Raw genomic sequence first — 11,667 nt, 5'->3', positions numbered from 1 at the left:
AGCCGCAGAAAACCTCCAGGCGCACTCAACCCAGCACCTCACGCAATCGGTACCACAACATCCCCAGCGCCAGCAGCGGCGAGCGCAGTGCCTTGCCGCCGGGGAAGGTCAGATGTGGTACCGCGCTGAAGACGTCCAGCCCCTGGCTGTGGCCAAGCGCGATGCTTTCGGCCAGCATCTTCGCTGTCCAGTGGGTGACGTTGAGCCCGTGCCCGGAATAGCCCTGGGCGTAATACACATTGGGGTGCTGGCTGAGGCGCCCGACCTGGGGGAAGCGGTTGGCGGTGATGCCGATCATTCCGCCCCACTGGTAGTCGATACGCACGTTGGCCAGTTGCGGGAACACCTTCAGCACCTTGGGCCGCATGTAGGCGGCGATGTCCTTGGGGTCGCGGCCAGAATAGTGGCAGGCGCCACCGAACAGCAGGCGCCGGTCTGCCGTGAGACGGTAGTAGTCCAGGCCGACCTTCTGGTCGCACAGCGCCATGTTCTGCGGGATCAGGCTGCTGGCCAGTGCTTCAGGCAATGGCTCGGTGGCCACCACGTAGCTGCCGGCCGGCAGCACCTTGCCGCTCAGGCGTGGCTCCAGTTCATCGAGGTGGGCGTTGCAGCCCAGCACCAGGCTGCTTGCCCGCACCTTGCCGCGGGCCGTGTGCAGGGTCACGCGGGGGCCGTGCTCGATGCGCAGCACCGGGCTCTGCTCGAAGATGCGTACGCCCAGGCCGTGGGCGGCGCGGGCTTCGCCCTGGACCAGGTCGAGCGGGTGCAGGTGGCCCGAGCCCATGTCCACCAGGCCGCCGGCGTACTGGTCGCTGGCGACGATTTCATGCAGCTGGTCGGCACTGACCAGGCGGGTTTGAGGGCGATAGCCGAGTGCAAGCAGGTCATCCTGTTCGTCCTTGAAGGCGGCGAACTGTGCAGGGGTGTTGGCCAGTTCGCAGAAGCCCCAGCGCAGGTCGCAGGCAATGCCGTACTGGGCGATGCGGCTGGCCACCAGCGCCACCGAGTCGATGCCGGCCTGCTTCAGGTAATGCACGCCGTCCTGGCCGACATGCCGGGCAAAGCTGCTGACGTCATGGCCGATGCCGCGAATCAGCTGGCCGCCGTTGCGGCCGCTGGCCCCCCAGCCGATGCGCCGGCCTTCCAGCAGCACCACCGAGAGCCCGCGCTCGGCCAGTTCCAGGGCGGTATTGACCCCGGTCAGCCCGCCGCCGACCACGCACACATCGGCGGTCAGTTCGCCCTCCAGGCTGGGGTAGGGCGCCGCATCGCGTGCCGTGGCGGCATAGTACGAAGCGGTGTGTTGGGTAGTGAAAGACATGAGCGTTCTCGACTCAGCGGTTGGACTTGATCTTGCTCCAGGAGCGGGTCATGACGCGCATGATCTTCGGGCTCGGCGTGCTGGAAATGTACAGCTTGTCCAGCACGTCCTGGGGTGGGTAGATCTCGGGGTTGTTGACCAGCGACGCGTCCATGTAGGCCTGGGCATCGGGGTTGGCGTTGGCATATCCGACCGTGGCGCTGACCTTGGCGATTACCTTGGGGTCGAGCAGGTAGTTGATGAACGCCAGGGCCTGTTCGGGGTTGTTGGCGTCTTTGGGGATGGCCAGCAGGTCGAACCACAGGTTGCTGCCTTCCCTGGGAATGCTGTAGGCGACTTTCACGCCGTTTTTCGCCTCCACGGCGCGGTTGGCGGCCTGGAACACGTCGCCGGAGTAGCCGAAGGCCACGCAGACATCGCCATTGGCCAGGTCGGAAACATACTTGGAGGAGTGGAAGTAGGTGATGTAGGGGCGCAGTTCGAGCAGGCGGGCTTCCGCCTTGGCATAGTCAGCCGGTTTTTCGCTGCGCGGGTCCATGCCCAGGTAGTTGAGCATGGCCGGGAACAGTTCGTCGGGCGAATCCATGAACGCCACGCCGCACTGCTTGAGCTTTTTCAGGTTCTCGGGCTCGAACAGCACTGCCCATGAATCGATATGGTCGATACCCAGGGCCGCCTTGACCTTGTCGACGTTGTAGCCGATGCCGTTGGTGCCCCACAGGTAGGGTACGGCGTACTGGTTGCCTGGGTCGTTCTGTTCAAGCTGCTTGAGCAGCTTGGGGTCCAGGTGCTGCCAGTTCGGCAGCTTGCTGCGGTCCAGCGGCAGGAAGGCGCCGGCCTGGGCCTGGCGTGCGAGGAAGTGGTTGGATGGCACCACCACGTCATAGCCGGTGCGCCCGGCCAACAGCTTGCCTTCCAGGGTTTCGTTGGAGTCGAACACGTCATAGACCACCTTGATCCCGCTGCTGGCCTGGAAGTCGGCCAGGGTGGTGTCACCGATGTAGTCGGTCCAGTTGTACACACTGACCGAGGGGGTGGCCTGGGTGGTGGTGGCGAACAGCAGGGTGAATGCGGCGGGGATCAGGGCTTGCAGATGACGCATGGGGACACCTCGTTGGTCTTGTTCTTCGAGTTCGGTGCAGGGGCTCGTGCCCTGTGGGAGCGGGTTTACCCGCGAATACGTCGTTGAATGCACCCCAGCATTCGCGGGTAAACCCGCTCCCACAGGTACCGCGAAAGGTCAGACGCTCAGCATCAGGAATTCACGCTCCCACGAGCTGATCACGCGCTTGTAGTTCTCATGCTCGGCACGCTTGACCGCCACATAACCCTGGACGAACTGCTTGCCCAGATACTGCTGCACGGTCTCGCAGTCTTCCATGTGCTGCAGGGCGTCCTCGATGGTGATCGGCAGGCGCAGGTTGCGCCGCTCGTAGGCACGCCCCTGCACCGGTGCGCTGGGTTCGATGCGCTCGACCATGCCCAGGTAGCCGCACAGCAGGCTGGCGGCGATGGCCAGGTACGGGTTGGCATCGGCGCCCGGCAGGCGGTTTTCCACGCGCATCGCCTCGGGGCTGGAGGTGGGCACGCGCAGGCCGGCGGTGCGGTTTTCTTCACCCCACTCGACGTTCACCGGTGCCGAGGTGTCCGGCAGGAAGCGGCGGAACGAGTTGACGTTGGGCGCGAACATCGGCAGCAACTTGGGGATGTACTTCTGCAAACCGCCGATGTGGTACAGGAACAGCTGGCTCATGCTGCCGTCTTCATTGGCGAAGATCGGCTTGCCGGTGGCGATGTCCACCACGCTCTGGTGCAGGTGCATGGCACTGCCCGGCTCGTCGGTGATCGGCTTGGCCATGAAGGTGGCGGCCACGTTGTGCTTGAGCGCCGCTTCACGCATGGTGCGCTTGAACACGGTGATCTGGTCGGCCAGGTCCAGGGCGTCGCCATGGCGGAAGTTGATCTCCATCTGCGCCGGGCCGTCTTCATGGATCAGCGTGTCCAGGTCCAGGCCCTGGATCTCGCACCAGTCGTAGACGTCTTCGAACAGCGGGTCGAATTCGTTGGCGGCATCGATCGAGAACGACTGGCGGCCGCTTTCGGCGCGGCCGGAGCGCCCCAGCGGCACTTGCAGCGGCAAGTCCGGGTCTTCGCAGCGCTGGGTCAGGTAGAACTCCATCTCTGGTGCCACGATCGGCTGCCAGCCCTTGTCGGCGTACAGCTTGAGCACCTTCTTCAGCACGTTGCGCGGCGACAGTTCGATGGGGTTGCCTTGCTTGTCGAAGGTGTCGTGGATCACGATCGCGGTCGGCTCGATCGCCCACGGGATCTGGTACACCGCGGCCGGGTCGGGGCGGCAGACCATGTCGATGTCGGCGGCATCGAGCAGGTTGTAGTAGATGTCATCGTCAACGTAGTCGCCGGTGACCGTCTGCAGCAGCACGCTCTCGGGCAGGCGCATGCCGCGCTCGTGGAGAAACTTGGCGGTGGGCGCGATCTTGCCACGGGCGATGCCGGTCAGGTCGCTGATCACGCATTCGACTTCGGTGATCCGGTGTTCTTTCAGCCAGGTGGACAGCTGATCGAAGGGGGCGTTCATACAGACCTCTTGGTTGGGTTTTAGTGTGGGAGCGAGTGTGCCGGCGTAAACCGTTGTGTGGTTTCGAAGGCGTCCCGCTTCCCAGGTGACGCGCTGGAGACTATCTTGGTCGCAGCCAGCAAGGCTGATCTATCCACTTTCTCCGGCAATGAATGCACCAAAAGAGTGCAACTAGGACCGAGCGTGACAACCGCAAATGCCCTGCAAGTCCAGGCTTTCCACACCACCGACGTTACCGAACAAGTACGTGCCACCCCTGGCTGGCAGCAGCAGTACCGGCAAATGTCGCCCGGGCATTTCAGCGGTGAGCTGCGTTGCCTGGGGCTGGACGGGGTGGAGGTTTACGAAGAGCGGCTGAACACCCGGGTGGAGCAGTTTTTCCGCGCGCCGAGCGGTTCGCTGGCGTTCTGCTTCGACCGCAGCGAGAACAGCCTGTACCTGCTGAACGAACAGAGCCGCAACATCTGGATCACGCCGGAGAACTACCAGGAAGTGGCGGTGGTGTTCGATCAGGCCTTCCTGGCCCGCCATGGGCTTGACCCGCAGCGCCTGGAAGGGTTGTTCATGGTGCCGCTGGGCAGCGGGCAGAATGCGCTGTTCGGCAGTTGGCTGAGCGCGACGTTGACCCGCCTGGGCGAGGCCGATTGCCCGCTGCAGGGGCAGGCCCTGGCGGAGCAACTGCTGGAAGACTGCCTGTTCATCCTCGACAACGCCTGCCAGCGCCTGCAGGGCGTGGCGTTGGGCCGGCGTGACGAGGAACGGGCGATCATGCGCCGGGTGAGCGAGTGGGCGGCCGACTGCCCGGAGGAAACCCTGAACCTGGTGGAGCTGGCGGATGTTGCGGGGGTTTCCCTGCGCCAGTTGCAGCAGGCGTTCAAGGCGTTTACCGGTATGACGCCGGCGCACTGGCTGCGCCTGCGCCGGCTGAACGGTGCGCGGCGCGATCTGTTGCGTGGCGGTGGCGTGACCGTCGCCGAAGTGGCGATGCGTTGGTCGTTCTGGCATTTGGGAAGGTTTTCAGAGAGTTACCGGCAATTGTTCAAGGAGTTTCCCAGTGAGACCTTGAAGCGGGGCAGGGGCTGAATTTGATGGTGTAGCTACTGGCCTCTTCGCGGGTGAACCCGCTCCCACAGGATCACCTCGGGGCCAGGCATTGTGAGGTCCCTGTGGGAGCGGGTTCACCCGCGAAGAGGCAGGCCCAGACATACACAGCCCAGCATTCCACCGCGAAAATTGCTATCGTGCCGCCCTGATTCCACCCGAGGTGCCGATGTTCTACCTGCCTTTGCCCAGCGACCAGGCCGACCGCCTCGCCAGCGAGCCCACCACCGATTTCTTCACCACCGCCAGCGTCCTCGACGCCGCCGCAGTGCTGTTCGTGCAAAACCTGCCGCGCCAGCCCGCCATCGCCTCGGCGGATGCGCAGGAGCGCCGCTTTGCCGAGATCGTGCGTATTGCCAACGAAGTCGAAAGCGCCGCACCCGGCCGCTTCCAGGGCCAGGTGGCGCAGCACTTCGATCGCGAAGCCTTCGCCATGGGCCTGGGCATGCTGGGCGAAAACGGTATCGCACTGCTGTCGACCGAGGTGGAGTACCAGGCCGACGAGCTGCTGGACGCCGAGGGCCAGTGGAACTTCCAGTTCGCCGACAGCTACCGCCAGCGGGCAACCCCGCTGCACCCGGTGTACCTGCCGTCCCTGGCCAGCGACCTGATGCTCAGCGACCAGCAGAACCGCCTGTTGCGCGAATTCCTCAGTGGTATCGACGAGTCGGTGGCGGTACAGGGCTTTGCAGGCACCGGCAAGACCTTCCTGATTCATCAGTTCGCCCGCCTGCTCGAGCCGCAGCGTACGCTGTTGCTGGCCTTGACCGAAGGCCAGTTGCGCGCCCTGCAGGCACGGGTCAAGGACGCCGCCGCCTACACCGCGCTGACCTTTGGCCAACTGGCCGACGAGCTGCTCAACCGCGACCTCACCGGCAACGGCTGGCGCCTGCGCGACCCGTACCGTACCAAGCTGTCGTGGCGCCCGCAGGATGCGCAGGTGGTACGTTGGCTGGCCATCCCTGACATAGGCCCGCTCGCCGCACGCGATGTGGTTGCCTTGTGCATCCGTGCGGTGCGTACGTTCTGCCACAGCGCCGACACCCAGTTGCAGTTGCACCACCTGCCCTGGGCCGGGCCGGGGACCACGCCGCTGGACCAGGAAGTGTTGCTGGAAAAGGCACGGTTGTACTGGCAGGAGCTGATTCGCCCGTCGGCACGGGAAATCCAGTTGCCGGTGCGCGACTACCATCGGGTCAAACTGCTGTCGCTGACCGGTTATGTGATCGACAGCCGCTACACCCATGTCATCGTCGATGAGGCCCACGAGCTGTCGGCACCAATGCTTGCCGTGCTCGACCGCAGCCCGCAGTCGATCATTGCCCTGGGTGACGAGCTGCAGAACCTCAACGGTCTCAGCGCGCACCATGGCGGCTTTATCCGCCAGCGTTATATCGACCATTCACTGCGGGCCGGGCCGGCGATGGACAACGTGCTCAACCCGCTGATCCAGGCACACCCGGCGGCGATCCAGGCGGCCTTCAGTGGCAGCGCCGAGCATTACACCCGGGTCAGCTTCTTCGACACGGTGAGCGTGCCGGAACAGCCTACGGCGCTGATCGTCGACGATGAATGGGGCCTGTTTGGCTGGTTCCAGCGCCTGACCCACCAGGGCGTGCCGTTCGTGCTGCTGAAAAGCGCGCGCAAGGACTTCGAGTTGTTCGTCGAAGACTGCATCGAACTGTACCGCCATGGTACCCGGCCACGTCACCCGATGCTGTTCCGCTATGCCAGCTGGCAGGCGCTGGAGCAGGACAAGGGTGATGACAAGGCGTTCGTTGCCGTGGCCAACATGCTGCGCAAGGGCTACACGCCGGAGCACTTCGCCAGGGCCAAGAGCCGTTACCGCTGGGACAAGGCGCCCAAGCTGTTCCTGGGGCGGGTGCGGGATGTGAAGAACATGGAGTTCGCCCGGGTAATGGTGTCGCCGGAGCTGATGGTGGCGCCGCAAGTGGCGGGGAACCGCAATGAGCGGGCGCGGATGCTGGCGGGGTTGTATACCGCCTGTTCGCGGGCGCGGCATGAACTGATCGTGCCGGGGGGGATGCTGGACTGGGTCAAGGACCAGGTTCGCGATTGAGGCCCCTGGGGCTGCTTTTTCAGCCCTTCAAAATCCCTGTGGGAGCGGGTAAACCCGCTCCCACAGGGCCGCAATGCGGCCCCTAAGCATCGGATCAGTTACGGTCCAGCCACACCGTCTGGGCATTGGTGAACTCACGCACACCAAAGTGCGACAGCTCACGCCCGAAGCCGCTCTTCTTCACCCCACCAAACGCCACGCGGGGGTCGGAAGCGCAATAGCCGTTGATGAACACGCCGCCGGTATCCAGCGCCGCGGTCATGCGCTCGGCCAGCGCGTAGTCGGCGGTGTAGATGGTCGAAGCCAGGCCGAATTCGCTGTCGTTAGCCAGCACCACCGCATGGTCTGCATCCCGTGCGCTGATGATCGCTGCCACCGGCCCGAACAGTTCCTGCTTGAATGCGGTCATGTCCGGGGTAACGTTGGCCAACACAGTCGGCGCGTAGAAGTTGGCGACGCCATCGACCTTGTGGCCACCCAGCAGCAGGGTGGCGCCTTCGGCGATGGTCGCCTGGACCTGGCCATCCAGTTCGTCGCGCAGGTCGTAACGGGCCATCGGGCCGATGTAGGTGCTGTCTTCCAGCGGGTTGCCGACCTTCAGCTCGCGGGTCGCTTCAACGAACTTGCGGGTGAATTCGTCAACGATGCTTTCCTCGACGATCAGGCGCTTGGCCGCAGCGCAGACCTGGCCGGTGTTCTGGTAGCGGCCGATCACCGCAGCCTTCACGGCAGCGTCCAGGTCAGCATCGGCCAGCACGATGAACGGGTCGGAACCGCCCAGCTCCAGCACGCACTTCTTCAACGCGGCGCCGGCTTGTGCACCAATCGCCATGCCGGCACGCACGCTGCCGGTCAGGGTCACCGCGGCGATGCGCGGGTCGTTGATGGCGCGGGTGACGCCGTCCGGGGTCACGTTCAGCACTTCGAACACGCCTTCCGGCAGGCCGGCATCCTTGAACAGCTCGCCCAGCAGGTAGGCGCTGCCCATCACGTTCGGCGCGTGCTTGAGCACGTAGGTGTTGCCGGCCAGGATCGCCGGCACGGCGCCGCGCAGTACCTGCCAGACCGGGAAGTTCCATGGCATCACGGCCAGGATCGGGCCCAGCGGGCGGTATTCGATGCGGGCTTTCTCGACCTGGGTCGGCTCGGGGGCGAGCATGGCCGGGCCGTGCTCGGCGTACCAGCGGCACAGGCCGACGCACTTGCTGACTTCACCGCGCGCCTGGGCGATCGGCTTGCCGATTTCGTGGCTGATCATTTGCGCGAAGGCTTCAGCCTTGGCTTCGAGGGTGCTGGCCAGGGCAAGCAGGTACTCGCTGCGCTGACCCAGCGACACCTGGCGCCACTGGCGGTAGCCAACCTTGGCGCGTTGCAGCGCCGCTTCCAGTGCGGCGTCGGTGTCGAACGGGTAGGCGCCGATCTGCTCGCCGCTGTACGGGTCGAGGGAGATGGCGTGGGTCAGGCTGCTGATCGCGCTCATGGCGGGACACTCTCGTTGTCGTTGATCCGAGACGCCAGACTAGTGGGCTAGGGCTTTATTGAAAACTGAATAATAATGAGCGAAACATTCACGTTTGGAGAAAGACTGTGGACCTGGTGCAACTGGAGATCTTCAAGGCCGTGGCAGAGCAGGGGAGTATCAGCGCCGCCGCGCAGCACATCCATCGGGTGCCGTCGAACCTGACCACGCGCATCAAGCAACTGGAAGAGGACCTGGGCGTGGAGCTGTTCATCCGTGAAAAGAGCCGCCTGCGCCTGTCCCCAGCAGGCTGGAACTTCCTTGAGTACACCCGGCGCATCCTCGACCTGGTGCACGAGGCGCGGCTGACCGTGGCCGGTGAAGACCCGCAAGGTACCTTCGCCCTGGGGTCGCTGGAAAGCACGGCGGCGGTGCGCATCCCGGCCTTGCTGGCGGCCTACAACCAGCGTTACCCCAAGGTCGACCTGGACCTGTCCACCGGGCCTTCCGGGACCATGCTCGAAGGCGTGCTGTCTGGCCGCCTGGTGGCGGCGTTCGTCGATGGGCCGGTGCTGCACCCGACGCTGGAGGGCATGCCGGTGTTCGAGGAAGAAATGATGGTCATCGCGCCGCTCAACCACGCCCCGGTAACCCGCGCCCAGGACGTCAATGGCGAAAGCATCTACGCCTTTCGCGCCAACTGTTCTTACCGCCACCACTTCGAGAACTGGTTCGTCCAGGACCAGGCCGTGCCGGGCAAGATCCACGAGATGGAGTCGTACCACGGCATGCTGGCCTGCGTTAGCGCCGGTGCCGGCCTGGCCATGATGCCGCGCAGCATGCTCGACAACATGCCCGGTTGCAGCACCGTCAGTGCCTGGCCGATGTCGGAGGATTTCCGCTACCTGAAAACCTGGCTGGTGTGGCGACGGGGTACGGTGTCGCGCAGTTTGAGCATGTTCGTGAAATTGCTCGAAGAAGGGCGCGCAAGCTGATGTTCTAACGCAAAACCTACGCCATTGATGCAAATTTCATCCCGACAACCATGCATCAGCACGAACGCCGTTACGCCCGAAGGATCAGATAATAGGTAAGCCATCCTCGAAAGGAGGGTCGTACCATGCGTAACCATCACTATGCCCTCGGCGCGGCGCTGCTGATCGCCCTGGCGCTGCCATGGACCCTGGCCGCCGCCGCCGACCTCAATGCCCCGATCAACATGCAGGCCGTGCAACTGCAACAGCAGGAGCAGAACGGCATCCGCTACCTGCAAGGTGGCATCGGCCAGGATGAAGCCAACGCCCTGCGCAAGACCCCGGGCTATGACCTGCACGTAGAGCTCTCCACCGGCCCGGAAGGTGAGTTCCAGAGCGGTGCCAACGTCGACATCCAGAATGCACAGGGCCAGTCCGTGCTCAGCGTTGTGGATGCCGGGCCGCTGCTGTACGTGCAGTTGCCTCCCGGCAAGTACAAAGTTACGGGCAACGCCCAGGGTGAGACGGTGCAACAGTTGGTGACCGTGAGTGGCAAGGCCCCCACGACCGTTAGCTTGAACTGGCGTTGATGGAAAAACGGGCAGGAGTACGGATGTGCTCCTGCCTGAAAGGAGCGCATCGCCATGAGCCTGGACCTTCAACTGGAGATGTTGGACGAGTGGGGCTATGTGTTGCTCCCCGGTGTGCTCGAACCCTTGCGTATCGCCTTGTTGCGCTGCGCCATCGATGACCTGCAGCCCATCCACTGGGATTACCAGGGGCTGTTGGAACACTACAAGTGCGTGTTCAACCGCAACCCGTTGTGGTTGCCCTTTCTCGACCTGCCGCCGCTGATTGCCCTGGCCGAAGCGGCATTGGGCGCCGACTGCCATGTGATCGGGCAAACCGCCTGGCGCAGCCACCCGGGCTACCCCGGCATGGCCCTGCACCTGGACCATCTGCCCATGCAGTTGCCCGATTGGCTCAGTGAGCGTGGTGACTTCACCCAGCCCGCGCAGATCCTGACTGCGCAGCTGTACCTCAGCGATATCGACCATCACATCGGGCCGACCTGGGTTGTACCGGGCAGCCACCGTACGGCGCGGCCACCGCGGGCTGGCGAGCAACACTGGCAGGGCCATGAGGCCCAGCCGGTGCTGTGCAAGGCAGGGGACGCGCTGGTGTTTCGCAGCGATGTCTGGCACAGCGGCGGGGCCAACTGCACCCAGTCACGCGAGCGCGACATGCTGCAAGTGCATTACGGCCGGCGCATGGTCGCGCAGAAGTTTTCGCCGTACCTGAACTGGCGTTTCAACCCTCAGGTGCTGGAGGAGGCCACACCCAGGCAAAGGCGTCTGCTGGGCGAACACGAAGAAGCGGAATACGACTGAGTCCTGCTGTTCGGCAGGCTAGAGGCTGGCAGACGGAATTAGCCAATAGTGGCAACTCGCTTTCAACTTTCTGGTTATCTGGTCGATAATCAGAAAAGTATTACTTCGCGTGACCGGTCCGGATGCAACCGGTCACCGCATAAGATCGAGGGGCCCAAGCCCCCACTTGCCGTGTAGACCATCAGGAGAAGTCATTGATGAAAACCCGACTAGCAGCTTCGCTGGCTGCTGCAGTGCTGGCCTTTGCCGGAGCGAATCTGGCCCAGGCAGCGCAGGTGACCGGCGCCGTTGGCGCCACTGGCCAAGGCGACATGACCTACCGTATTGGCCTGTCGTTCGACTGGGACAAGAAATGGCTGGAGAGCAGCACCGGTTATCTGACCGGATACTGGGATGCGGCCTACACCTATTGGGAGGGAGGTGAGGCCAGTGGCGCGCACTCGCTGTCGTTCAGCCCGGTGTTTACCTATGAATTCAGCGGTTTTACCTATACCCCGTACATCGAGGCCGGCATTGGCCTGGCGGCGTTTTCCAAGACCGACGTGGGCGACCAGCGCCTGGGCTCGGCGGTCAACTTCGAAGACCGCATCGGCTTTGGCCTGAAATTGCCGGGAGAGCAGAAGGTGGGGATCCGCGCGATGCATTACTCCAACGCGGGGCTCAAGCAGCCTAACGACGGCATCGAGTCGTACTCGCTGTTCTACAGCAAAGGGTTCTGAGACCGGGGGCCGCTTTGCGGCCC

The 11,667-nt window shown here is 64.0% G+C and carries 10 protein-coding genes; 6 read left to right on the top strand and 4 right to left on the bottom strand.

Annotated features, from left to right (window positions below; all coding sequences use genetic code 11):
* Positions 1 to 25: 25 nt before the first annotated feature.
* From M2S36_RS18660 to M2S36_RS18650, 3 genes are all read right to left on the bottom strand, one after another.
* Positions 26 to 1,321: an NAD(P)/FAD-dependent oxidoreductase gene (locus M2S36_RS18660; protein WP_333957601.1), complete on the bottom strand. Its 1,296-nt coding sequence runs from the start codon at positions 1,319 to 1,321 to the stop codon at positions 26 to 28.
* A 13-nt stretch (positions 1,322 to 1,334) separates the two neighbouring features.
* Positions 1,335 to 2,423: a polyamine ABC transporter substrate-binding protein gene (locus M2S36_RS18655; RefSeq protein WP_207831864.1), complete on the bottom strand. Its 1,089-nt coding sequence runs from the start codon at positions 2,421 to 2,423 to the stop codon at positions 1,335 to 1,337.
* Between the two features lie 138 nt (positions 2,424 to 2,561).
* A complete protein-coding gene (locus tag M2S36_RS18650; protein WP_063914126.1) occupies positions 2,562 to 3,920 on the bottom strand; it encodes a glutamine synthetase family protein in 1,359 nt (452 codons plus the stop codon).
* A 183-nt stretch (positions 3,921 to 4,103) separates the two neighbouring features.
* Between M2S36_RS18650 and M2S36_RS18645 the strand changes: the two genes are divergently transcribed.
* Positions 4,104 to 5,003: a helix-turn-helix domain-containing protein gene (locus M2S36_RS18645; protein WP_233687784.1), complete on the top strand. Its 900-nt coding sequence runs from the start codon at positions 4,104 to 4,106 to the stop codon at positions 5,001 to 5,003.
* A 187-nt stretch (positions 5,004 to 5,190) separates the two neighbouring features.
* Positions 5,191 to 7,101: an AAA family ATPase gene (locus tag M2S36_RS18640; protein WP_207831868.1), complete on the top strand. Its 1,911-nt coding sequence runs from the start codon at positions 5,191 to 5,193 to the stop codon at positions 7,099 to 7,101.
* A 94-nt stretch (positions 7,102 to 7,195) separates the two neighbouring features.
* Here the strand turns inward: M2S36_RS18640 and M2S36_RS18635 are convergent, their stop codons facing one another.
* The gene (locus M2S36_RS18635; RefSeq protein WP_233694598.1) at positions 7,196 to 8,581 is read right to left on the bottom strand and encodes an aldehyde dehydrogenase family protein; all 1,386 of its coding nucleotides are present in this window, start codon (positions 8,579 to 8,581) and stop codon (positions 7,196 to 7,198) included.
* Between the two features lie 107 nt (positions 8,582 to 8,688).
* Between M2S36_RS18635 and ptrR the strand changes: the two genes are divergently transcribed.
* The 4 genes from ptrR (at position 8,689) to M2S36_RS18615 (ending at position 11,644) form a co-directional block, all read left to right on the top strand.
* The gene (gene ptrR, locus M2S36_RS18630; RefSeq protein ID WP_063914122.1) at positions 8,689 to 9,555 is read left to right on the top strand and encodes a putrescine utilization regulator PtrR; all 867 of its coding nucleotides are present in this window, start codon (positions 8,689 to 8,691) and stop codon (positions 9,553 to 9,555) included.
* Positions 9,556 to 9,680: 125 nt separating this feature from the next.
* Positions 9,681 to 10,124: a carboxypeptidase regulatory-like domain-containing protein gene (locus M2S36_RS18625; RefSeq protein ID WP_207831872.1), complete on the top strand. Its 444-nt coding sequence runs from the start codon at positions 9,681 to 9,683 to the stop codon at positions 10,122 to 10,124.
* 54 nt (positions 10,125 to 10,178) lie between these two features.
* On the top strand, positions 10,179 to 10,925 hold the full coding sequence (locus M2S36_RS18620) for a phytanoyl-CoA dioxygenase family protein (RefSeq protein ID WP_333957599.1): 747 nt from the start codon (positions 10,179 to 10,181) through the stop codon (positions 10,923 to 10,925).
* A 197-nt stretch (positions 10,926 to 11,122) separates the two neighbouring features.
* Positions 11,123 to 11,644, top strand: coding sequence for an acyloxyacyl hydrolase (locus tag M2S36_RS18615; RefSeq protein ID WP_207831876.1), 522 nt, complete (start codon positions 11,123 to 11,125; stop codon positions 11,642 to 11,644).
* Positions 11,645 to 11,667: the final 23 nt, after the last annotated feature.

Origin of the sequence: Pseudomonas sp. SF2, assembly GCF_036858055.1 — a bacterium.
Taxonomy (GTDB): domain Bacteria; phylum Pseudomonadota; class Gammaproteobacteria; order Pseudomonadales; family Pseudomonadaceae; genus Aquipseudomonas.
The sequence above is the reverse complement of the archived record's forward strand: the minus strand, read 5'-3'. Positions and strand labels throughout refer to the sequence as shown.